This is a genomic window from Pseudomonas sp. NFPP12, from assembly GCF_900103205.1.
Lineage (GTDB): Bacteria > Pseudomonadota > Gammaproteobacteria > Pseudomonadales > Pseudomonadaceae > Aquipseudomonas > Aquipseudomonas protegens.
Genome location: NZ_FMWW01000003.1, coordinates 554336 through 575357, shown reverse-complemented (window position 1 = coordinate 575357; position 21022 = coordinate 554336). Strand labels below are relative to the sequence as shown.

Sequence of the window (21022 nt, the reverse complement as noted above, 5' to 3'; positions counted from 1 at the left end):
AGTTTTGGCGGGCAATATCCAGGCGAAAAAAAACGCAGCCTGTGGTCGGGCTGCGTTTCTTCAGGTTGCCGGGGCGCTGCGGGAGCGCCGGCCGTCAGGCTTGCGGGCGCTTGCGCTCCACCGGGCGCAGCAGTTCGGCGGGCGGCATTTCGCAGCTGATCTTGCGGCCCAGCAGGGCTTCGATCGATGGCAGCTGGTAGGAGTCGTCTTCGCCGGCGAAGCTGATGGATACGCCGTCGGCACCGGCGCGACCGGTCCGGCCGATGCGGTGCACGTAGTCGTCCGGCACTTCCGGCAGGGTGAAGTTGATCACGTGGCTGATGCCGTCGATGTGGATGCCGCGGCCGGCCACGTCGGTGGCCACCAGGACCCGGATCTTGCCTTCGCGGAAGCCTTCCAGGGTCTTGATCCGCTTGTGCTGCGGCACGTCGCCGGACAGCTGGGCGGCGTTCACCCCATCGCGTACCAGGCGTTCCTCGATGCGTCGCACTTCATCCTTGCGGTTGGCGAAGACCATCACCCGTTCCCAGCCGTTGTCGGTGACCAGGTTGTACAGCAGCTTGTACTTGTCGGCGCCGGCCACGGCATAGATGTGCTGTTCGACGTTGGCGTTGGCGACGTTCTCGGCTTCGATCTCGACGATGGCCGGGTCGGTGGTCCATTGCTTGGCCAGGTTCATCACGTCTTCGGTGAAGGTGGCGGAGAACAGCAGGGTCTGGCGCTCGCTCTTGGGGGGCGTCTGGCGAATGATCTGCCGTACCTGCGGGATGAAGCCCATGTCGAGCATGCGGTCGGCTTCGTCCAGCACCATCACTTCGACCATGTCCAGGTGCACGTCGCCGCGCTGGTTGAAGTCCAGCAGGCGGCCCGGGGTGGCGACCAGGATGTCGCAGTGGCGCGCTTCCAGGTGCTTGAGCTGCTTGTCGAAATCCATGCCGCCAACGAAGGTCATGACGTTGAGGCCGGTGTACTTGGTCAGCGCCGCGGCATCCTTGGCGATCTGTACCACCAACTCCCGGGTCGGAGCGATGATCAGCGCCCGTGGTTCGCCCATGTAGCGCTCCTTGGGCGGCGGGGTCTGCAGCAGCTGGGTGATGATCGACACCAGGAATGCGGCGGTCTTGCCGGTACCGGTCTGGGCCCGGCCGATGGCGTCCTTGCCCGCCAGGGTATAGCCCAGCACCTGGGCCTGGATTGGCGTGCAATAGGGAAAGCCCAGGTCCTGGATGGCGTGCATCAGTTCCGGAGCGAGCTTGAAGTCGTGGAAGCGGGTCTTGCCTTCCTGGGGTTCGACCACGAAGTCTTCGAGTTTCCAGGTGCTGACCGGCGGTTTCGGCGCGCGCGGGCGACGCGGCTGCTCAGCTTTGGGTTGCTCGGCCTTGGGCTTCTCTTGGCGTGGGGCTTTGGGAGCGGAAGGGGTGGCCGGTGTGTTCACCGGTTCTTTTTTAGCTGCGGTAGCGGGTGCGCTCCGTTCCGGCTGACGGCCGTCATGACGGCTGCTGGAACTGGGGGAGGGGGCACTGGGGCTTGGCGCGAGCGGCTCAGCCTCGCTTTTACCGAAGATTTTCTTGAGTGCTTTGAGCACGGTCATCTCATCAATTGGTTAAGGAATGTACGCCGGCCAGTGTAATGCAAGAAGCGGGCGCGGCGTAGTCTGTTGCTCGCCGGGGGCACGGCGCGCGGATTTTCTAGCGCAAGCGCTCGCTCAGCCAGGTACCGATGTCGCGGATTTCCTCTGGTAACACCTCGTGTTCCATTGGGTATTCCTGCCATGTCACGGTGACACCATGCTGCTTCAGGTACTCATAGGCAGTGCGGCCCATGGCGTTCTGCACCACTTCGTCGTACTGGCCGTGCAGGCAAAGCACCGGAATCCGCTGTTGGCTGGCCGATAGTTGCAGTTCATCGCTGAAGGTCGGGGCATAGGTGGACAGGGCAAGTACGCCACCCAATGGACCCTGCCATTTGAGGAAGGCGGTGTGCAGTACAACGGCGCCACCCTGGGAGAAACCGGCGAGGAAAATTCGCGATGCGTCTATTCCGCTGGTGCGTTGTTCTTCGATCAGTCTGATGACCTCGTCAGACGATTCCTCGAGCTGTTCACGGCTGATGGCGCGGGCCGGGTTCATGGCCAGAATGTCGTACCAGCTGGGCATGGCATATCCGCCATTGATGGTCACTGCCCGGGTCGGCGCCTGGGGCAATACGAAGCGCGTGCTCAGCAGGGTTTCCTGCAGCATCTCGGCTACCGGCAGGAAGTCGTAACGGTCCGCTCCCAGGCCGTGAAGCCAGATCACACAGGCATCTGCGGGCTTGCTGGGCTGAAGAATCAAGGGCTCGGTCATGGCTGCTCCATTTGTGTGCGTGCGCGCTGATTGAGTGCGTGAGTGAAGGGCGCGCCCGGTTGATCGGTGAAGAAGATGTCGCACGGTTGAACGTTTTACTGTTGACCACTGGCTGAAACGCTTTAGCCGGGACTGTGGTACGGGCTTTGCTATGGCTCAGAAAGAGGAGTCCAGGTGAAAGCCCTGTCCGCCGGCGGTAACACTAACAGGCTACCGCAGGCGATGGGATAGCCAGCCTCCTCTGATGAAGGTTCGCCACTGGCCGCTACGGGCTTTGCGAACTGCGAAGGGCTACAGCCCGTTCGGCCGATTGGTGAGATGTAGGCCCCCTATTACGTGGATTTCTCCTACTAGACTCATAGCTAAGGTCTTACGCCGCTTGACCCCATAAAAAAGCCGACACGGGTCAACAGCGCCTCATGAGGGTGCGGCAGGACTTAAGCTCCGACACAACAAGAGCAAAATTGGAGGTTTGAATGAAGATGTTGAAATCCACCCTGGCTGCCGTCACGGCAGCAACGGTGCTGGGTATGAGCGGTTTCGCACAGGCGGGTGCGACCCTCGATGCAGTACAGAAGAAAGGATTCGTGCAATGCGGCGTCAGTGACGGTTTGCCGGGCTTCTCGGTACCGGATGCCACCGGCAAGATCCTCGGCATCGATGCCGACGTTTGCCGCGCGGTGGCGGCTGCGGTGTTCGGCGATGCGACCAAGGTCAAGTTCAGCCAGTTGAACGCCAAGGAGCGCTTCACTGCGCTGCAGTCCGGCGAGATCGACGTGCTGTCGCGCAACACCACCTGGACCAGTTCCCGCGATGCGGGCATGGGCCTGGTGTTCGCCGGCGTCACCTATTACGACGGGATCGGTTTCCTGGTGAACAAAAAACTGGGCGTAAAAAGCGCCAAAGAGCTGGACGGTGCGACTATCTGTATTCAAGCCGGTACTACTACCGAACTGAACGTGTCGGACTACTTCCGTGGCAATGGTCTGAAATACACCCCGATCACTTTCGATACCTCTGACGAAAGCGCCAAGTCCCTGGAGTCCGGGCGTTGCGACGTACTGACCTCCGACAAATCCCAGCTTTACGCACAGCGCAGCAAGCTGGCAACCCCTACCGACTATGTCGTTCTGCCGGAAACCATCTCCAAGGAGCCCCTGGGCCCGGTGGTGCGCAAGGGCGACGAAGAGTGGTTCAGCATCGTCAAGTGGACCCTGTTCGCCATGCTCAACGCCGAGGAGGCGGGCGTCACCTCGAAGAACGTCGAGGCTGAAGCCAAATCCACCAAGAACCCTGATGTTGCACGTCTGCTGGGCGCGGACGGTGAATACGGCAAAGACCTGAAACTGCCGAAGGACTGGGTGGTGCAGATCGTCAAGCAAGTAGGTAACTACGGTGAAGTGTTCGAGAAAAACCTCGGCAAGAGCACGCCACTGGCCATCGACCGCGGCCTGAACGCGCTGTGGAACAACGGCGGCATCCAATACGCACCACCTGTGCGCTGATGGTTCTATCACCCGGCGGGTCAACCGCCGGGTGATGTTCTGTTCCATTATTCCTGGGGCACTTCATGCAAAATACAATCGGCGCACCCAAGCAGAGGCTCAGCCTCAGCGATCCCCGTGTGCGCGCCTGGCTGTTCCAGATCATCACCCTGGTGGCGGTGGTTTCACTGGGCTGGTTTCTGTTCGACAACACGCAAACCAACCTCCAGCACCGAGGGATCACCTCGGGTTTCGACTTTCTCGAGCGCAGCGCCGGGTTCGGCATCGCGCAACACCTGATTGCCTACACCGAAGCGGACAGTTATGCCCGGGTGTTCGTCATCGGCCTGCTCAACACCCTGCTGGTGACCTTTATCGGGGTGATTCTCGCGACCCTGCTGGGGTTCATCATCGGTGTGGCGCGGCTGTCGCCGAACTGGATCATCAGCAAGCTGGCGACGGTGTATGTGGAAGTGTTCCGCAACATTCCGCCGCTGCTGCAGATCCTGTTCTGGTACTTCGCGGTATTCCTGACCATGCCGGGGCCGCGCAACAGCCACAACTTCGGCGATATGTTCTTCGTCAGCAGCCGCGGCCTGAACATGCCGGCGGCGCAGATGGCCCCCGGTTTCTGGGCGTTTGTCGCAAGCCTGGTCCTGGCCATCGGCGCCATCGCGCTGATGTGCCGCTGGGCCAACCGGCGCTTTGAGGCCACCGGCGTGCCTTTTCACAAGTTCTGGAGCGGCCTGGGCCTGCTGTTGGTGATTCCCGCGCTGTGCACGCTGATCTTCGGCTCGCCGGTGCACTGGGAGATGCCGAAGCTGGCGGGGTTCAACTTCGTCGGCGGCTGGGTGCTGATTCCCGAGCTGCTGGCCCTGACACTGGCCCTGACTGTCTACACCGCGGCGTTCATCGCCGAGATCGTGCGGTCCGGGATCAAGTCGGTGAGCCACGGCCAGACCGAGGCGGCCCGCTCCCTGGGGCTGCGCAACGGCCCGACCCTGCGCAAGGTAATCATTCCCCAGGCCCTGCGGGTGATCATTCCGCCGCTGACCAGCCAATACCTGAACCTGGCGAAGAACTCTTCCCTGGCAGCCGGTATCGGCTACCCGGAAATGGTTTCGCTGTTTGCCGGCACGGTGCTCAACCAGACCGGCCAGGCCATTGAAGTCATTGCCATCACCATGAGCGTGTACCTGGCGATCAGCATCAGCATTTCCCTGCTGATGAACTGGTACAACAAGCGCATTGCGCTGATCGAGCGGTGAGGAAGCGCCCATGACGACTCATACCTTCAAGCCCGATATGCCGCCGCCCAGCCGCAGTATCGGCGTGCTGGCGTGGATGCGCGCCAACATGTTCTCCAACTGGCTCAATACCCTGTTGACCCTGTTTGCCTTCTACCTGATCTACCTGGTGGTGCCGCCGCTGCTGCATTGGGCGATTCTCGACGCCAACTGGGTCGGTACCTCTCGCGCCGACTGCACCAGGGGCGGCGCCTGCTGGGTGTTCATCCAGCAGCGCTTCGGCCAGTTCATGTACGGCTACTACCCGGTGGAACTGCGCTGGCGAGTGGACCTGAGCGTGTGGCTGGCGGTGATCGGTGCCGCACCGTTGTTCATCTCGCGCTTCCCGCGCAAGGCGATCTACGGGCTGTGCTTCCTGGTGGGTTACCCGATCATTGCCTACAGCCTGTTGCACGGCGGTTACCTGGGCCTGAGCACGGTGGCCACCAGCCAGTGGGGTGGCCTGATGCTGACCCTGGTGATTGCCACCGTGGGCATCGCCGGGGCACTGCCGCTGGGAATCCTGCTGGCATTGGGAAGGCGCTCCAACCTGCCGGCGATCCGCGTGGTCTGCGTGACCTTCATCGAGTTCTGGCGCGGCGTGCCGCTGATCACCGTGCTGTTCATGTCCTCGGTGATGCTGCCGCTGTTCCTGCCCGAAGGCATGAATTTCGACAAGCTGTTGCGTGCGCTGATCGGGGTGATCCTGTTCCAGTCGGCCTATGTGGCCGAGGTGGTGCGGGGTGGCTTGCAGGCCATTCCCAAGGGCCAGTACGAAGCGGCTGCGGCCATGGGCCTGGGCTACTGGCGCGCCATGGGCCTGGTGATTCTGCCGCAGGCCCTGAAGCTGGTGATTCCCGGCATCGTCAACACCTTCATCGCCCTGTTCAAGGACACCAGCCTGGTGATCATCATCGGCCTGTTCGACCTGCTCAACAGCGTCAAACAGGCCGCCGCCGACCCCAAATGGCTGGGCATGGCCACCGAAGGCTATGTCTTCGCGGCCCTGGTGTTCTGGATTTTCTGTTTTGGTATGTCCCGCTACTCCATGCACCTGGAGCGTAAGTTGGACACAGGCCACAAGCGTTAGGAGTATCTCCATGAGTCAAGCGAGCAAAAAGCCTGTGGGCCCTGAAGGCATTATTCAGATGCAGGGTGTGAACAAGTGGTACGGCCAGTTCCACGTGTTGAAGGACATCAACCTCAACGTCCGCCAAGGCGAGCGCATTGTCCTGTGCGGGCCTTCGGGGTCGGGCAAATCCACCACCATCCGCTGCCTCAACCGCCTGGAAGAACACCAGCAGGGGCGCATCGTGGTGGACGGCGTGGAACTGACCAACGACCTCAAGCAGATCGAGGCAATTCGTCGGGAAGTGGGCATGGTGTTCCAGCACTTCAACCTGTTCCCGCACCTGACCATTTTGCAGAACTGCACGTTGGCGCCGATGTGGGTACGCAAGATGCCCAAGCGCAAGGCCGAGGAAATCGCCATGCATTACCTGGAGCGAGTGCGCATTCCGGAGCAGGCCAACAAGTACCCGGGCCAGCTTTCCGGTGGCCAGCAGCAACGGGTGGCGATTGCCCGGGCGCTGTGCATGAAGCCCAAGATCATGCTGTTCGACGAGCCCACCTCGGCCCTCGACCCGGAGATGGTCAAGGAGGTGCTGGACACCATGATCGGCCTGGCCGAAGACGGCATGACCATGCTCTGCGTGACCCACGAAATGGGCTTTGCCCGCACCGTGGCCAACCGGGTGATCTTCATGGACAAGGGCGAGATCGTCGAGCAGGCGGCACCCAACGACTTCTTCGACAACCCGCAGAACGACCGTACCAAGCTGTTCCTGAGCCAGATCCTGCATTGATGCTGCAGCGGGGCCTGCGCTGACGATAAACCCGGACTGGCTCCGGGTTTATTTTTGCCCGGCGTTCAACGGCCGGCAGCGCCGAGCTGTGGTTCGGGTTGGTCGCTCAAGGCTGAGGGCGCCAGTTGCGGCTCGCTGAGCTCCAGTACGTCCTTCATCAACTGCGGGTGGCGATCCAACAAGCGCATCAGCATGTACAGCGGCTGGGGCGCGCTGACTTCGCCGCGCTCGTAACGGGAAAAGGCATTGTGCCCGCCACCCGACAGCAGTTTGACCGCTTCCTTCTGCGAGAGGTGCAGCTTGCGGCGGATGCGCTTCATGTCGGCGGCGACGCTCTGCCGGTACTCCTCCAGCAATTGGTCGCCCGCGGCGGCGTAGCGTTCTGCGCTCGGTGCGTCGAATTCGATTTCACCGCATTCCTGGCATTCCCAGCCGGCCAGGCCATGGAGGTGACGCTGCAGATGCCGGTAGTCGATGAGCTCGCTGCGCTGCTCGAACGCCAGCATGCCGGTGGGAGCGCCGCAGCTGTAGCACTGTTGTCGTTTCATGCTTGTGCCTCCTTGAAGGAGATCACTGGAGGCCCTATGCCGGGGCGCTGGGTGATCTTGATGTAGAGCGTCCGGTTATCGATGCCGGTGTAATACACGTCCTGCCACACCCGGTGATCGTGATAGGTGGTCATCGATTTGTAGAACATGCTGCCCTGGAGTCCGGCTATCACTCGTTGCATGGCCGCCAAGGACAATCCGAGTTCCTTGCCGCAGAGCAACGCGCTTCGAGTGCAGGCTTGCGCCCCTTGCCGAACGACCTGTGCCTTGATCAGCGACAGGTCATAGTGAGGTGTTTTCTTTTCCATGAGACACCCTTGAGGCTGACTCGAAATTACCCTTAAAGGGTTTTTTGTCAAGACCTGTTTGAAATGGCGAAAGTGCCTGCACCCGCCTAAAACGTTGAACTCTGGGAAAGGTCTGAATACCATGCCAGGCAATTCGTCCGATGATTGGATGAAAGAGTGAGTTCAATGAGCGAAATATCCCCCCTGATCAAACGTTCCCTGGTCGACCAGGCCCTGGAGCAACTGCGCCTGCGCATCACCAATGGCGCCTGGGTCGTGGGCCAGCGCCTGCCCACCGAACCGGAACTGGCCAGTGAGCTGGGCATCAGCCGCAACACCGTGCGCGAGGCCCTGCGGGTACTGGCGTTTTCCGGGCTGATCGAGATCCGCCAGGGTGACGGCAGTTACCTGCGGGCGGTGGCCGATCCCTTGGACATGCTCCAGGCACTGTCCCAGTGCTCCCTGGAGCAGGCCCGGGAAACCCGCCACATTCTGGAAGTGGAGGCCGTCGGCCTGGCCGCCCTGCGCCGCACCGACGAGGACCTGCACGCCCTGAGCGATGCGCTGGCCGTCAGCGGCGGGCACTTTCATGGCGACCTGGAAAGCTACATCGCCTGCGACCTGGTGTTTCACCAGCGCCTGGTGGACGCCGCCCACAACCCGACCCTCAGCCAGCTGTATCGCTATTTCTCCAGCGTGGTCGGCGCCCAGTTGCGCCAGACCCTGACCGTGACCCCCAGGCGTCAGGAAGTCTTCGATCGGCACCAACACCTGCTGGATGCCATCGAGCAACGCGACCCCGAACGGGCCAAGAACATTTCCCGCCAGCTGATCAACGAATCCTGAGTCCGAGACCTCCATGTCCAATCAAACGGTACCTGCGAAAACCCCGTCCTCGCCTCGGCGTTCCGCCGAGCTCGAAGAGCTGCTGATCGACGCCGAGGCTGATGATGAAGAGGTGCAGCAGGCTCCACCGCCTCTGCAGCGCCCCTGGCTGTTGCTGCTGGGGCTGATCCTGGTGGCGCTGAACCTGCGTCCGGCGCTGTCGAGCATGGCGCCACTGCTCAGTGATGTGTCGCAGCACCTGGGGCTATCGGCCGCCAAGGCCGGGCTGCTGACTACCTTGCCGGTGCTGTGCCTGGGGCTGTTCGCGCCTTTGGCGCCGCTGCTGGCCCGGCGCTTCGGCGCCGAGCGGGTGGTGCTGGGCATCCTCATGACCCTGGCCCTGGGCATTGTGCTGCGCAGTTCCTTCGGTGAGGTCGGAGTGTTTGCCGGGAGCATCCTGGCCGGCGCCAGCATCGGCGTGATCGGGGTGCTGCTGCCGGGTATCGTCAAGCGTGACTTCGCCCGGCACGCGGGCACCATGACCGGGGTCTACACCATGGCCCTGTGCCTGGGTGCGGCGATGGCGGCGGGGGCCACGGTACCTCTGAGCCAGCATTTCGGGGGCAGTTGGGCCATGGGGCTGGGCTTCTGGGTGGTGCCGGCGCTGGTGGCGGCCCTGTTCTGGTTGCCTCAGGTCGGGCACAAGCACGGTGCTCACCATGTGGCCTTTCGCGTGCGCGGCCTGTTGCGGGACCGCCTGGCCTGGCAGGTAACCCTGTACATGGGCCTGCAATCCTCCCTGGCGTACATCGTGTTTGGCTGGTTGCCGTCGATCCTGATCGGCCGTGGGCTGACCCCGACCCAGGCCGGGCTGGTGCTGTCCGGTTCGGTGATCGTGCAATTGGCCAGTTCTCTGGCGGCGCCCTGGCTGGCGACCCGGGGCAAGGACCAGCGCCTGGCCATCGTGATTGTCATGCTGATGACCCTGGGCGGCCTGTTCGGTTGCCTGTACGCGCCCATCGAGGGCCTGTGGGGCTGGGCGGTCCTGCTGGGCCTGGGGCAGGGCGGCACCTTCAGCCTGGCCCTGACCCTGATCGTGCTGCGCTCCCGGGACCCCCATGTGGCGGCCAACCTGTCGAGCATGGCCCAGGGCATCGGCTACACCCTGGCTTCCATGGGGCCGTTTGCGGTGGGCCTGGTGCACGACTGGACCGGGGGCTGGAACGCTGTGGGCTGGATTTTCGCGGTGTTGGGCTGCGGTGCGATCATTGCCGGGCTGGGCGCCGGTCGTTCGCTGCATGTGCAGGTGCAGAGCGAGAGAATCTGACGGGCCTTGCTTGCGCTATTTGCCCGGTAAATGCCGATAGTGTTCGCCGGGGTTGCGGATTATTGTGCTGCATCCCCCTTGCCCTTTCGGAGTCCGTTCATGAGTGATGCCCATCGCGCCCTGATCACCGAGTTCTATCAGGCTTTCCAGCGCCTGGATGCCGAGGCCATGAGCGCCTGCTACACCGAGGATGTGCTGTTCAGTGACCCGGCGTTCGGCGAGTTGCGCGGGCGTGATGCCGGCGATATGTGGCGCATGCTCACCTCCCGTGCCAAGGACTTTTCCCTGACTTTCGATCAGGTGCGTGCCGACTCGAATTCCGGCGGCGCGCACTGGGTTGCCACCTACCTGTTCAGCCAGACCGGCAATACGGTGATCAACGATATCCAGGCCCGGTTCGTGTTTCGCGACGGCAAGATCTGCGAGCATCACGATCAGTTCGACATGTGGCGTTGGGCGCGCCAGGCCCTGGGCACCAAGGGCCTGCTGCTGGGCTGGACGCCGCTGCTCAAGAATGCTGTTCGAGCCCAGGCGCGCAAGGGGCTCAAGGCCTTCCAGAGCGGTCGCTGAAAGCCATCCTCTGCTAAGATCGCGGCTTGTTATCCACAGGCCTCGATACCTTTTGTGACCAGCCCTCTTTCATCCTCCAGTGCCGAAACGGCGCAGCCTGCCACTGACGCCAAGCCCTGGTTCGTGTATCTGGTGCGGGCGGCCAACGGTGCCCTGTACTGTGGTATCAGCGACGACCCCGTGAAGCGCTTCGCCAAGCACCAGAGCGGCAAGGGCGCGCGTTTCTTTCTCTCCAGCCCGGCGGTGGCGCTGGTCTATACCGAGGCTTGCCGGGACAAGGGCGAAGCCTTGCGCCAGGAGCGGTTGATCAAGAAGCTCAGGAAGAGTGCCAAGGAATGCCTGGTGGCTTCGGCCAGCGCCGCGGCATCAATCTGACTGATAGGTTCTCATCAGCCGGATCTGTAGGCCGTCCACGGATTGCGCGCTAAGCTCAGCGCTCTCCCTCTTCCGGCGGACCCCAGCATGTCAGAGTTGATTCTCCACCATTACCCGACCTCTCCCTTTGCGGAAAAAGCCCGCTTGCTGCTGGGTTTCAAGGGGCTGTCCTGGCGCTCGGTGAAGATTTCCCCGGTGATGCCCAAGCCCGACCTGACCGCCCTGACCGGTGGCTATCGCAAGACCCCGGTGTTGCAGGTCGGCGCGGATATCTATTGCGACACGGCCTTGATCGCGCGGCGCCTGGAGCAGGAAAAATCCTCGCCTGCGCTGTTTCCCGAAGGCCAGGAAATGATCAGTGCGGCCTTCGCCGCCTGGGTCGATTCGGTAGTGTTCCAGCACGCGGTGACCCTGGTATTCCAGCCTGAATCCGCAGCCGTGCGTTTCGGCAAGCTGCCGCCGGAAGCGGTCAAGGCCTTCATGGCCGACCGTGCCGGGCTGTTCAGTGGCGGCAGCGCCAGCCGGCTGCCTCTGGAGGTGGCCAAGCATCAGTGGCCGACCCTCATGGCGCGCCTGGAGCAGCAGTTGCAGCGCGAGCCCGGGGACTTCCTGTTTGGCCAACCGTCGATTGCCGATATTGCCTTGGCTCACCCGCTGTGGTTCCTCAAGGGCACGCCGGTGACCGCGCCGCTGGTGGACGACTACCCGGCGGTTGCTGGCTGGCTGGCGCGGGTCCTGGCTTTTGGGCATGGCTCCTTCACCGAAATGAGCGCCGAAGAGGCCCTCGAGGTCTCGCGCAGTGCCACCCCGGCGGCGCTGCCGGATGAACAGTTCGTCGACCCCAACGGCTTCAAGGCGGGCCAGCAGGTGGTGATTGCAGCGACTGACTACGGTGTCGACCCGGTGGCGGGCGAGTTGCTGTTCGCCGGTACTGAAGAGCTGATCCTGCGCCGTGAAGATCCACGTGCCGGTGTGGTCCACGTGCACTTCCCACGGCTGGGCTTTCGCATCCAGGCCCAGTGATGCATATCTGCAGGAGCTGGCTTGCCTGCGAAGGCGTTCCCAGAGCGGCCGCCCCCTTCGCTGGCAAGCGAAACGGCTCCTAGGGCTTCAGCGCGGCCATGATCGCGTCGGGATCGTAGGTGCGGATCAGGGTGCCATTTACGTCCAGGATCGGAATCCCGGCACCGCCCAGGGCGGTGTAGGCCTGGCGTGCCGCGGCGTCTTTCTCGATGTCGAATTCCCGGAAGGGAATGCCCTTCTGATCGAGAAAGCGCCGGGTGGCCTTGCAGTAGCCGCACCAGTCGGTGGCGTACAGCACCACCCGGGCATGCTCGCGGGTCTCTTCGCTGACCATTGCCGAAGGGTTGAACAGCCGTTCGATCTTGCCCCAGTGCTGGTAGGTCACCACCACCAGCAGGATCAGCAGGAACTTCTTCAATACCCCCTGGAGCATCAGTTACGGCGCTTGAGCTGGTCGGTCAGTTGGGTGGGCAGGCCCTTGATGATCAGGGTCCCGGCTTCTTCGTCGTACTCGATCTTCGAACCCAGCAGATGGGCCTCGAAACTGATGGACAGGCCCTCGGCGCGACCGGTGAAGCGGCGGAACTGGTTCAGGGTGCGCTTGTCCGCCGGGATCTCCGGCGACAGCCCGTAGTCCTTGTTGCGGATGTGATCGTAGAACGCCTTGGGGCGATCCTCGTCGATCAGTTCCGAGAGTTCTTCCAGGCCCATGGGTTCGCCGAGCTTGGCCTGGCTGCTGGCGTAGTCCACCAGGGTCTTGGTCTTCTCCCGGGCCGAGTCTTCCGGCAGGTCCTCGCTTTCCACGAAGTCGCTGAAGGCCTTGAGCAGGGTGCGGGTCTCGCCCGGGCCGTCGACACCTTCCTGGCAGCCGATGAAGTCGCGGAAATACTCCGAGACCTTCTTGCCGTTCTTGCCCTTGATAAAGGAGATGTACTGCTTGGACTGCTTGTTGTTCTGCCATTCGGAGATGTTGATCCGCGCCGCCAGATGCAGCTGGCCCAGGTCCAGGTGGCGCGACGGCGTCACGTCCAGTTGGTCGGTCACCGCCACGCCCTCACTGTGGTGCAGCAGGGCGATCGCCAGGTAGTCGGTCATGCCTTGCTGGTAGTGGGCGAACAGTACGTGGCCGCCCACCGACAGGTTGGACTCTTCCATCAGCTTCTGCAGATGCTCCACCGCCACCCGGCTGAACGCGGTGAAGTCCTGGCCGCCGTCCAGGTACTCCTTCAGCCAGCCGCTGAAGGGGAACGCACCGGACTCGGGGTGGAACAGGCCCCAGGCTTTGCCCTGTTTGGCGTTATAGCTTTCATTGAGATCGGCGAGCATGTTCTCGATGGCCGCGGACTCTGCCAGTTCGGAATCGCGGGCGTGCAGGACTGCTGGGCTGCCGTCGGGTTTTTTGTCGATCAGGTGGACGATGCAATGACGGATCGGCATGGGCTTCTCGGCTGATTGAAGGGGGAGGGCGGGCTCCCCGAAAAAGTGCCCAGTGTACCGCACCCGCTGGTTTTGGCGCGGTTTGCCGGGTGATGAACGGCTCGTCGGTAAGGCTTATGCATTTTTTTACCGATTTAGAGCAATAAAGCTGACCAAATGGCTAGGTAGAGGCGGATATTTCCCCGTCTGTGTGCTAGTTTTGCCCCGTCTTACGCGATGTCTCAGCGTTAAGCGTGCATTCAGCATTTGTCGGGTCGAACCAAACCCTGATTTCGGTATCTATAACCCCGATCTGTCGTGGTTGTAACCGGGGTGCCAGATTCACAAGATCTGGCTCGATGGCTGACACTGCACTCTGCAATCCAAATGAATTTGATAGGGAAGGAACACCACAATGGCTATTACTAAAGACCAACTGATCGCTGATATCGCTGAAGCTATCGACGCGCCGAAAACCACCGCGCGTAACGCCCTGGACCAACTGGCTCAGATCGTTGCTGATCAATTGGAAAATGGCGGCGAAATCACTCTGCCAGGTATCGGCAAACTGAAAGTGACCGAGCGTCCTGCCCGTACTGGCCGTAACCCATCGACTGGCGCTGCCATCGAAATCGCTGCCAAGAAAGTTATCAAGCTGGTTGTGGCTAAAGGCCTGACCGACGCTGTTAACAAGTAATACTTGCAGTGAAACCGTGCTCAGAAGTTTTCCGGGCACGGTTTGTGTAACACCGATTCACGCAAGGTGAATCGTCCTTGAATCCCCCGCCTCTTTAGTTCTTCCTCATCCAGCGTTCCTGGCTCCAGGCCTGTTGCTGTGCCTTGTCCTTGAAGGTCCAGGCGACGAAGCGGCTCTGTTTCTGCCCCTGGGACATTTCCACCACCTGGCTTTCCAGGGCTCCGGCCTTTTTCAGCGCGCTTTCAATCGCCGGCAGGTTAGAGGCCTTCGACACCAGGGTGCTGAACCACAGCACCTGTTGGCCGACGCTGGCGCTTTCACTGATCAACTGGCTGACAAAGCGGATCTCGCCGCCTTCGCACCAGAGCTCCCGGGCCTGCCCGCCGAAATTCAGCACCGGCAATTTGCGCTTGGGGTCGGCCTTGCCCAGGGCCCGCCATTTACGCTGGCTGCCGCGGGTGGCTTCGTCCAGGGAGGCATGGAAGGGCGGGTTGCACATCGTCAGGTCGAAACGCTCGGTGCTGTCCAGCAGGCCGGTGAGGATCTGCTTGGGATTGCCCTGCTGGCGCAGGCTGATGGCCTTGTTCAAGCCGTTGGCCTGGACAATCGCCTTGGCCGCCGCCAGGGCGGTGCTGTCGATGTCCGAGCCGAGGAACTGCCAGCGGTAGTCGCTGTAGCCGATCAGGGGGTAGATGCAGTTGGCGCCGACGCCGACATCCAGTACCCGCACGGCCGCGCCACGAGGGATTTCACCCTGGTTGTGGCTGGCCAGCAGATCGGCGAGGAAGTGCACATAGTCAGCACGACCGGGCACTGGTGGGCAGAGGAAGTCCGTCGGAATATCCCAGTGGGCGATGCCGTAGAAGGCCTTGAGCAGGGCCCGGTTGAATACCCGCACGGCGGCCGGGTCGGCAAAATCGATGCTTTCCTTGCCATAGGGATTGAGGATCACGAATTGCCCCAGCTCCGGGGTGCTCTTGATCAGTTGCGGGAAGTCGTAACGCCCCTGGTGACGATTGCGCGGATGCAGGCTGGCCTTTTCCCGGGGCGTGGCGGCTTTGGCTGGGGAGGCAGGCTTGGGTTTTTTGCGCGCAGGCTTGGGGGTGTTGGGGGCGGTCATGGGGGATCGATTCGGGGCTGGTTCAAAGTGGCGGGCATTGTCCCATATCTTGCGGCGTTGGGGCGGGAGGCTTCGCCGCCGGCAAGCCGGCTCCTGGCAAACCACCGCGTAACGCTTTCGCTGGCTTGCCAGCGAAAGCGATCTGCCGCCAATAAAAAAGGGAGGCCTCTGCGGGCCTCCCTCTTTCACACTGCGCGAATCGCCGTTACAGGCTGGAGATCCGTGCGTGCTGCTCCGCCAGCTTGCCCAGGGCCTGTTCGGCCTCGGCCAGTTTGGCGCGTTCCTTCTCGATCACTTCGGCCGGGGCCTTGTCGACGAAGGAGGCGTTGGACAGCTTGCCGCCCACGCGTTGCACTTCGCCTTGCAGGCGCTGGATTTCCTTGTCCAGGCGTGCCAGTTCGGCGCCCTTGTCGATCAGGCCGGCCATGGGCACCAGCACTTCCATCTCGCCCACCAGCGCCGTGGCGGACAGCGGCGCTTCGTCGCCGGCAGCCAGTACGGTGATGGATTCGAGTCGGGCCAGCTTTTTCAGCAAGGCTTCGTTCTCGGTCAGGCGACGCTGGTCTTCGGCGCTGACATTCTTCAGGAACAGGGCCAGGGGCTTGCCCGGGCCGATGTTCATTTCCGCGCGAATGTTACGAGTGCCGAGCATCAGGCCCTTGAGCCATTCGATGTCGTCTTCGGCGGCCTGGTCGATGCGTGCTTCATTGGCCACCGGCCAAGGCTGCAGCATGATGGTTTTGCCGGTGCTGCCTGCCAGCGGCGCCAGGCGCTGCCAGATTTCCTCGGTGATGAACGGCATGAACGGATGCGCCAGGCGCAGCGCCACTTCCAGTACCCGTACCAGGGTGCGACGGGTGCCGCGCTGGCGCTCAACCGGCGAGTTCTCGTCCCAAAGCACGGGCTTGGACAGCTCCAGGTACCAGTCGCAGTACTGGTTCCAGATGAACTCGTACAGGGCCTGGGCGGCCAGGTCGAAACGGAACTGGTCGAGCTGACGGGTCACTTCAGCTTCGGTGCGCTGCAGTTGCGAGATGATCCAGCGGTCCGCCAGGGACAGCTCGTAAGCTTCGCCGTTCTGGCCGCAGTCCTCGCCCTTGTCCAGCACGTAGCGCGCGGCGTTCCAGATCTTGTTGCAGAAGTTGCGGTAACCCTCGACGCGGCCCATGTCGAACTTGATGTCGCGACCAGTGGTGGCCAGGGAGCAGAAGGTGAAGCGCAGGGCGTCGGTGCCGTAGCTGGCGATGCCGTCGGCGAATTCGGCGCGGGTCTGCTTCTCGATGGCTTTCTGCAGTTTGGGCTGCATCAGGCCGGTGGTGCGCTTCTGCACCAGGGTTTCCAGGTCGATACCGTCGATGATGTCCAGCGGGTCGAGGACATTGCCCTTGGACTTGGACATCTTCTGGCCCTGGCCGTCGCGGACCAGGCCGTGCACGTACACGGTCTTGAACGGAACCTGCGGCGTGCCGTCTTCGTTCTTCACCAGGTGCATGGTGAGCATGATCATCCGGGCGACCCAGAAGAAAATGATGTCGAAGCCGGTGACCAGCACGTCGGTGGGGTGGAAGGTCTTGAGGAAGTCGGTCTGTTCCGGCCAGCCCAGGGTGGAGAAGGTCCACAGGCCCGAGCTGAACCAGGTGTCGAGCACGTCGTTGTCCTGCTGCAGGGCAACGTCCGGGCCGAGGTTGTGCTTGGCCCGTACTTCCGCTTCGTCGCGGCCGACATAGACCTTGCCCGACTCGTCGTACCAGGCCGGAATGCGGTGGCCCCACCACAGCTGGCGGCTGATGCACCAGTCCTGGATGTCGCGCATCCAGGAGAAATACATGTTCTCGTACTGCTTGGGCACGAAGGCGATGCGGCCGTCTTCCACGGCGGCGATGGCAGGTTCTGCCAGCGGCTTGGTGGAGACATACCACTGGTCGGTCAGCCACGGTTCGATGACGGTGCCGGAACGGTCGCCCTTCGGCACTTTCAGCGCGTGGTCGTCGACGCTCACCAGCAGGCCGGCGGCGTCGAACGCGGCCACGATCTGCTTGCGTGCTTCGAAGCGGTCCAGGCCCACGTACTCGGCCGGGATCTTGCCGTCGACGCTGTCGTTCAGGCTGCCGTCCAGGTTGAACACCTGGCAGGCCGGCAGTACGGCGGCGTTCTTGTCGAAGATGTTGAGCAGCGGCAGGTTGTGGCGCTTGCCGACTTCATAGTCGTTGAAGTCGTGGGCCGGGGTGATCTTCACGCAGCCGGTGCCGAACTCGGGGTCGCAGTAATCGTCGGCGATGATCGGGATACGGCGGCCCACCAGGGGCAGCTCGACGAATTTGCCGATCAGGGCCTTGTAGCGCTCGTCTTCAGGGTTCACCGCGACGGCGGAGTCACCGAGCATGGTTTCCGGACGGGTGGTGGCGACGATCAGGTAGTCGTTGCCTTCGGCTGTCTTGGCGCCGTCGGCCAGCGGGTACTTGAGGTTCCACAGGAAACCCTTCTCGTCGTGGTTTTCCACTTCGAGGTCGGAAATCGCCGTGTGCAGCTTGGTGTCCCAGTTGACCAGGCGCTTGCCGCGGTAGATCAGGCCGTCTTCGTGCAAGCGCACGAAGGCTTCCTTCACTGCTTCCGAGAGGCCGTCGTCCATGGTGAAGCGCTCGCGGCTCCAGTCCACGGAGGAGCCCAGGCGGCGGATCTGGCGGCTGATGTTGCCCCCGGACTGATCCTTCCATTCCCAGACTTTCTCGAGGAATTTTTCCCGGCCCAGGTCATGGCGATTCTGGCCCTGGGCTTCGATCTGGCGCTCCACCAGCATTTGCGTGGCGATGCCGGCGTGGTCGGTGCCCGGCTGCCACAGGGTGTTGCGACCCTGCATGCGGCGGAAACGGATCAGGGCGTCCATGATCGCGTTGTTGAAGCCGTGGCCCATGTGCAGGCTGCCGGTGACGTTCGGCGGCGGGATCATGATGGTGTAGGAGTCGCCCGCGCCTTGCGGGGCGAAGTAGTTCTCGGACTCCCAGGTCTGGTACCAGGAAGTTTCAATGGCGTGCGGCTGGTAGGTCTTATCCATGCGCGGCGGGACCCTATTGGCATCTATTCAGGAAAAGCCGGGAAGTATAGCGGAGGGGGGCGGCAGCAAGCCACCAGCGGCAAGCGACAAGATGGCCCGGCCCGGCTTTTGCGTGTGGCTTATGGTTTGCCGCTGGTGGTCGCTGCGAGCAGGCGTTCCAGGCGGGCGTCGAGGCGACGCTTGATCTCGGTTTCGATATGCGGCGCGAAGTCGTCGATCACGTCCTGCATGATCAGTTGTGCGGCGGCGCGCAGTTCGCTGTCCAGGTGCAGCAAGGCATCGGCGTTGTTGCTGGCGGTGGCAGGCTTGGCGACGGGGGCCGCCGCTGCAGGTGCTGGAGCGGGTGTTGCCGCTTGAGCCGGCGCGGGTGCGGCAGGGGCGGCTTGGGCAGCGGCCGGCTGCTGGTTGCCCACCATGTCGAACAGCAGGGGGATCTGTACTTCGCTGCTGACGGTCTCGGTCAGCAGTGGCGGTTGCAGGTTTTCATCGCCGAGCAGTTTACGGATCGACTCGAGGTCATCCAGCAGGTGCGCGGGCTTTTGCAGCGGATTGGGAGTGTCCATCGGGTGCTCAGAGTCGCTGTAAACGGTGATCTTGCAGAGGATAGCCCTGTTCGCGATAGAAACGGAAACTCTCGCGGGCCGCCTGACGAATAGCGGGGTCCTCCACCACCACCTCGGCAATCCGGGCAAAACGCGGGGCGAAGGCCGGCACTTTCAGGTCCAGGTTCACCAGCAGGTCATTGTGGGGGCCGGGGTCCTGGCCGAGGCCGAGGACGATCAGGCTTTCGGGTTCGCTTTCCGCCGGGCCGTGGGGGACGAAGGTTTCGCCCTTGAAGCGCCACAGGCGGGCATCGAGCTCGTCCCGTTGCTCTGCATCGCTGCAATGCAGGTAGATGCGGTGGCCCATGCGCCAGGCCTTGTCGGTGAGCTTGCAGGCAAAATCCAGGCGCGCCGCAGGGTCCGCGCTGGGAAGAATATAGAAGTCGACTTTGGTCATTGGGCTTCCTGAGCCGAGGAGGGCGCCGCCTTCATGCGGCGCCCCCTGCGGTCATGGTTTTCAGGCTTTGGCGCGGTCCAGCAGGTATTGGGTCAGCAGGGGGACGGGACGGCCAGTGGCGCCCTTGTCCTTGCCACCGCTGGTCCAGGCAGTGCCGGCGATGTCCAGGTGCGCCCAGTTGAGGTTCTTGGTGAAGCGCGAGAGGAAGCAGGCGGCGGTGATGGTGCCGGCCTTTGGCCCGCCGATGTTGGCGATGTCGGCGAACGGGCTGTCCAGTTGCTCCTGGTACTCGTCGAACAACGGCAGTTGCCAGGCGCGGTCGTCGGCTTGCTGGCCGGCGCTGAGCAGTTGGCCGATCAGTTCGTCGTTGTTGCCCAGCAGGCCCGAAGTATGGGCGCCCAGGGCGACCACGCAGGCACCGGTGAGGGTGGCAATATCGATCACGGCCTGTGGCTTGAAGCGCTCGGAGTAGGTCAGGGCATCGCACAGCACCAGGCGGCCTTCGGCGTCGGTGTTGAGGATCTCCACGGTCTGCCCGCTCATGGTGGTGACGATGTCGCCAGGGCGCGCGGCGCCACCGCTGGGCATGTTCTCGGCGCAGGCCAGGATGCACACCAGGTTGATCGGCAGCTTCAGCTCCAGCACGGCGCGCAGGGTGCCGAATACGCTGGCGGCGCCGCCCATGTCGTACTTCATTTCATCCATGCCGGCGCCCGGCTTGAGGCTGATGCCGCCGGTGTCGAAAGTGATGCCCTTGCCCACCAGGGCGAACGGCTTCTCGGACTTCTTGCCGCCGTTGTACTGCATGACGATCAGGCGTGGCGGCTGGTCGCTGCCCTGGCCCACGGCATAGAACGAGCCCATGCCCAGTTCCTTGATCTTCTTCTCGTCGAGGACCTCGACCTTCAGGCCCTTGAACTCCTTGCCCAGGGCCTTGGCCTGTTCGCCGAGGAAGGTCGGGTGGCAGACGTTCGGCGGCAGGTTGCCCAGGTCGCGGGTAAAGGCCATGCCGTTGGCGATGGCCTGGGCATGGGTCACGCCGCGCTGGACTTCGGCTTCGGCGGCCTTGATGGTCAGCAGGGTGATTTTCTTCAGGGCGCGGGGCTCGGCCTTCTGGCTCTTGTAGCGGTCGAAGACATAACCACCGTCCACCAGGGTTTCCGCCAGCAGGCGGGTCTTGCCGTAGCTGTCGCGGCCCTTGACCACGACTTCATCCAGCGCCAGCACGGCGTCGCTGCCGCCCAGGCCCTTGAGGGTGGTGAGCACGCCGCTGATGATCTTGCGGAACGGGCGGTCGCCCAGTTCGCCGTCCTTGCCGGTGCCTACCAGCAGCACCCGCTCGGCCTTGAGCTTGGCCACGCCGTGCAACAGCAGGCTCTGGCCGACCTTGCCGGCCAGGTCGCCGCGTTTGAGTACGGCGCTGATGGCGCCGCCGCTGAGTTCGTCGAGTTGCTTGGCAACGCTGCCGAGTTTGCGGCCTTCGCCGACGGCGACCACCAGGGTGGCGGTCTTCAACGTTTCCGGGCTAACGCTTTTTACAACCAGTTCCATGTCTGGGTCCCTGAATAAATGGTCAAAGAGCGCAGGAAGCTGTCCTGCGCCAAGCTTATCTATATAGAAGAAGACGCCGCATGCTGCCGACGACAAAGCCACCAGTTTGAACCTCGCCGGTCGCGGCTGACAACCCTCGCATGGGCCAGTTTCGGCGCATTAGAGCGCTGGGTGAGCATCCTCCGTGACAGGCGCACGCAATCACAGGATAATGCGCCATCTTTTTTCGGCGGCCCTGCGTCTGGGGCCGGC

The 21022-nt window shown here is 62.8% G+C and carries 21 protein-coding genes; 10 read left to right on the top strand and 11 right to left on the bottom strand.

Going from position 1 to position 21022, the window contains the following annotated elements; all coding sequences use genetic code 11:
* Positions 1–94: 94 nt before the first annotated feature.
* On the bottom strand, positions 95–1591 hold the full coding sequence (rhlB, locus tag BLS75_RS15445) for an ATP-dependent RNA helicase RhlB (RefSeq protein WP_015634252.1): 1497 nt from the start codon (positions 1589–1591) through the stop codon (positions 95–97).
* A gap of 97 nt (positions 1592–1688) precedes the next feature.
* Positions 1689–2345, bottom strand: coding sequence for an alpha/beta hydrolase (locus BLS75_RS15440; RefSeq protein WP_011059398.1), 657 nt, complete (start codon positions 2343–2345; stop codon positions 1689–1691).
* A gap of 476 nt (positions 2346–2821) precedes the next feature.
* On the opposite strand from BLS75_RS15440, the gene BLS75_RS15435 reads away from it, so the two are divergent.
* The 4 genes from BLS75_RS15435 (at position 2822) to BLS75_RS15420 (ending at position 6980) form a co-directional block, all read left to right on the top strand.
* The gene (locus tag BLS75_RS15435; protein WP_011059399.1) at positions 2822–3850 is read left to right on the top strand and encodes an amino acid ABC transporter substrate-binding protein; all 1029 of its coding nucleotides are present in this window, start codon (positions 2822–2824) and stop codon (positions 3848–3850) included.
* 65 nt (positions 3851–3915) lie between these two features.
* The gene (locus tag BLS75_RS15430; RefSeq protein ID WP_011059400.1) at positions 3916–5097 is read left to right on the top strand and encodes an amino acid ABC transporter permease; all 1182 of its coding nucleotides are present in this window, start codon (positions 3916–3918) and stop codon (positions 5095–5097) included.
* A gap of 10 nt (positions 5098–5107) precedes the next feature.
* Positions 5108–6205 carry an amino acid ABC transporter permease gene (locus tag BLS75_RS15425; protein ID WP_011059401.1) on the top strand — a complete coding sequence of 366 codons (1098 nt, stop codon included), beginning with the start codon at positions 5108–5110 and terminating at the stop codon, positions 6203–6205.
* 10 nt (positions 6206–6215) lie between these two features.
* On the top strand, positions 6216–6980 hold the full coding sequence (locus BLS75_RS15420) for an amino acid ABC transporter ATP-binding protein (protein ID WP_011059402.1): 765 nt from the start codon (positions 6216–6218) through the stop codon (positions 6978–6980).
* Between the two features lie 65 nt (positions 6981–7045).
* Here BLS75_RS15420 and BLS75_RS15415 read toward each other — a convergent pair whose 3' ends face one another.
* Positions 7046–7528 (bottom strand): type II toxin-antitoxin system MqsA family antitoxin, encoded by a 483-nt coding sequence (locus BLS75_RS15415; RefSeq protein ID WP_072451213.1) that lies wholly within the window; start codon positions 7526–7528, stop codon positions 7046–7048.
* Entirely contained in the window at positions 7525–7836 is a 312-nt protein-coding gene (locus tag BLS75_RS15410; RefSeq protein WP_072451212.1) for a type II toxin-antitoxin system MqsR family toxin, read from the bottom strand. The genes BLS75_RS15415 and BLS75_RS15410 overlap by 4 nt, the downstream gene beginning before the upstream one ends.
* Positions 7837–8001: 165 nt before the next feature.
* Here BLS75_RS15410 and BLS75_RS15405 point away from each other — a divergent pair, with 165 nt between their 5' ends.
* From BLS75_RS15405 to BLS75_RS15385, 5 genes are all read left to right on the top strand, one after another.
* The gene (locus tag BLS75_RS15405) at positions 8002–8661 is read left to right on the top strand and encodes a FadR/GntR family transcriptional regulator (RefSeq protein ID WP_065364583.1); all 660 of its coding nucleotides are present in this window, start codon (positions 8002–8004) and stop codon (positions 8659–8661) included.
* Positions 8662–8674: 13 nt separating this feature from the next.
* Entirely contained in the window at positions 8675–9967 is a 1293-nt protein-coding gene (locus BLS75_RS15400; protein ID WP_053156472.1) for a CynX/NimT family MFS transporter, read from the top strand.
* 99 nt (positions 9968–10066) lie between these two features.
* Positions 10067–10537 (top strand): nuclear transport factor 2 family protein, encoded by a 471-nt coding sequence (locus BLS75_RS15395; protein ID WP_011059407.1) that lies wholly within the window; start codon positions 10067–10069, stop codon positions 10535–10537.
* A gap of 54 nt (positions 10538–10591) precedes the next feature.
* Positions 10592–10912, top strand: coding sequence for a GIY-YIG nuclease family protein (locus BLS75_RS15390; RefSeq protein WP_072451211.1), 321 nt, complete (start codon positions 10592–10594; stop codon positions 10910–10912).
* Positions 10913–10999: 87 nt separating this feature from the next.
* On the top strand, positions 11000–11935 hold the full coding sequence (locus BLS75_RS15385) for a glutathione S-transferase family protein (protein ID WP_011059409.1): 936 nt from the start codon (positions 11000–11002) through the stop codon (positions 11933–11935).
* A 79-nt stretch (positions 11936–12014) separates the two neighbouring features.
* Here the strand turns inward: BLS75_RS15385 and BLS75_RS15380 are convergent, their stop codons facing one another.
* Positions 12015–12368, bottom strand: a complete 354-nt coding sequence (locus tag BLS75_RS15380; RefSeq protein ID WP_011059410.1) for a glutaredoxin family protein — start codon at positions 12366–12368, stop codon at positions 12015–12017.
* The gene (gene yejK / locus BLS75_RS15375) at positions 12368–13372 is read right to left on the bottom strand and encodes a nucleoid-associated protein YejK (RefSeq protein ID WP_011059411.1); all 1005 of its coding nucleotides are present in this window, start codon (positions 13370–13372) and stop codon (positions 12368–12370) included. The genes BLS75_RS15380 and yejK overlap by 1 nt, the downstream gene beginning before the upstream one ends.
* A gap of 394 nt (positions 13373–13766) precedes the next feature.
* Between yejK and BLS75_RS15370 the strand changes: the two genes are divergently transcribed.
* Positions 13767–14048 (top strand): HU family DNA-binding protein, encoded by a 282-nt coding sequence (locus BLS75_RS15370; protein ID WP_003440137.1) that lies wholly within the window; start codon positions 13767–13769, stop codon positions 14046–14048.
* A gap of 94 nt (positions 14049–14142) precedes the next feature.
* Here BLS75_RS15370 and rlmF read toward each other — a convergent pair whose 3' ends face one another.
* The 5 genes from rlmF to BLS75_RS15345 all read right to left on the bottom strand — a co-directional run bounded on the left by rlmF (position 14143) and on the right by BLS75_RS15345 (position 20770).
* A complete protein-coding gene (gene rlmF, locus BLS75_RS15365; RefSeq protein ID WP_072451210.1) occupies positions 14143–15168 on the bottom strand; it encodes a 23S rRNA (adenine(1618)-N(6))-methyltransferase RlmF in 1026 nt (341 codons plus the stop codon).
* Between the two features lie 205 nt (positions 15169–15373).
* Positions 15374–18220 (bottom strand): valine--tRNA ligase, encoded by a 2847-nt coding sequence (locus BLS75_RS15360; protein WP_072451209.1) that lies wholly within the window; start codon positions 18218–18220, stop codon positions 15374–15376.
* Positions 18221–18339: 119 nt separating this feature from the next.
* Positions 18340–18783, bottom strand: a complete 444-nt coding sequence (locus tag BLS75_RS15355; RefSeq protein WP_072451208.1) for a DNA polymerase III subunit chi — start codon at positions 18781–18783, stop codon at positions 18340–18342.
* Between the two features lie 7 nt (positions 18784–18790).
* Positions 18791–19219, bottom strand: a complete 429-nt coding sequence (locus tag BLS75_RS15350) for a DNA polymerase III subunit chi (protein WP_015634262.1) — start codon at positions 19217–19219, stop codon at positions 18791–18793.
* A 60-nt stretch (positions 19220–19279) separates the two neighbouring features.
* Positions 19280–20770 (bottom strand): leucyl aminopeptidase, encoded by a 1491-nt coding sequence (locus BLS75_RS15345; protein ID WP_065364580.1) that lies wholly within the window; start codon positions 20768–20770, stop codon positions 19280–19282.
* Positions 20771–21022: the final 252 nt, after the last annotated feature.

Bases quoted from the DNA above. Each gene is read 5' to 3' on its own strand.
- rhlB (WP_015634252.1), bottom strand. From the start codon at position 1,591: ATGACCGTGCTCAAAGCACTCAAGAAAATCTTCGGTAAAAGCGAGGCT.
- BLS75_RS15440 (WP_011059398.1), bottom strand. From the start codon at position 2,345: ATGACCGAGCCCTTGATTCTTCAGCCCAGCAAGCCCGCAGATGCCTGT.
- BLS75_RS15435 (WP_011059399.1), top strand. From the start codon at position 2,822: ATGAAGATGTTGAAATCCACCCTGGCTGCCGTCACGGCAGCAACGGTG.
- BLS75_RS15430 (WP_011059400.1), top strand. From the start codon at position 3,916: ATGCAAAATACAATCGGCGCACCCAAGCAGAGGCTCAGCCTCAGCGAT.
- BLS75_RS15425 (WP_011059401.1), top strand. From the start codon at position 5,108: ATGACGACTCATACCTTCAAGCCCGATATGCCGCCGCCCAGCCGCAGT.
- BLS75_RS15420 (WP_011059402.1), top strand. From the start codon at position 6,216: ATGAGTCAAGCGAGCAAAAAGCCTGTGGGCCCTGAAGGCATTATTCAG.
- BLS75_RS15415 (WP_072451213.1), bottom strand. From the start codon at position 7,528: ATGAAACGACAACAGTGCTACAGCTGCGGCGCTCCCACCGGCATGCTG.
- BLS75_RS15410 (WP_072451212.1), bottom strand. From the start codon at position 7,836: ATGGAAAAGAAAACACCTCACTATGACCTGTCGCTGATCAAGGCACAG.
- BLS75_RS15405 (WP_065364583.1), top strand. From the start codon at position 8,002: ATGAGCGAAATATCCCCCCTGATCAAACGTTCCCTGGTCGACCAGGCC.
- BLS75_RS15400 (WP_053156472.1), top strand. From the start codon at position 8,675: ATGTCCAATCAAACGGTACCTGCGAAAACCCCGTCCTCGCCTCGGCGT.
- BLS75_RS15395 (WP_011059407.1), top strand. From the start codon at position 10,067: ATGAGTGATGCCCATCGCGCCCTGATCACCGAGTTCTATCAGGCTTTC.
- BLS75_RS15385 (WP_011059409.1), top strand. From the start codon at position 11,000: ATGTCAGAGTTGATTCTCCACCATTACCCGACCTCTCCCTTTGCGGAA.
- BLS75_RS15380 (WP_011059410.1), bottom strand. From the start codon at position 12,368: ATGCTCCAGGGGGTATTGAAGAAGTTCCTGCTGATCCTGCTGGTGGTG.
- yejK (WP_011059411.1), bottom strand. From the start codon at position 13,372: ATGCCGATCCGTCATTGCATCGTCCACCTGATCGACAAAAAACCCGAC.
- BLS75_RS15370 (WP_003440137.1), top strand. From the start codon at position 13,767: ATGGCTATTACTAAAGACCAACTGATCGCTGATATCGCTGAAGCTATC.
- rlmF (WP_072451210.1), bottom strand. From the start codon at position 15,168: ATGACCGCCCCCAACACCCCCAAGCCTGCGCGCAAAAAACCCAAGCCT.
- BLS75_RS15360 (WP_072451209.1), bottom strand. From the start codon at position 18,220: ATGGATAAGACCTACCAGCCGCACGCCATTGAAACTTCCTGGTACCAG.
- BLS75_RS15355 (WP_072451208.1), bottom strand. From the start codon at position 18,783: ATGGACACTCCCAATCCGCTGCAAAAGCCCGCGCACCTGCTGGATGAC.
- BLS75_RS15350 (WP_015634262.1), bottom strand. From the start codon at position 19,219: ATGACCAAAGTCGACTTCTATATTCTTCCCAGCGCGGACCCTGCGGCG.
- BLS75_RS15345 (WP_065364580.1), bottom strand. From the start codon at position 20,770: ATGGAACTGGTTGTAAAAAGCGTTAGCCCGGAAACGTTGAAGACCGCC.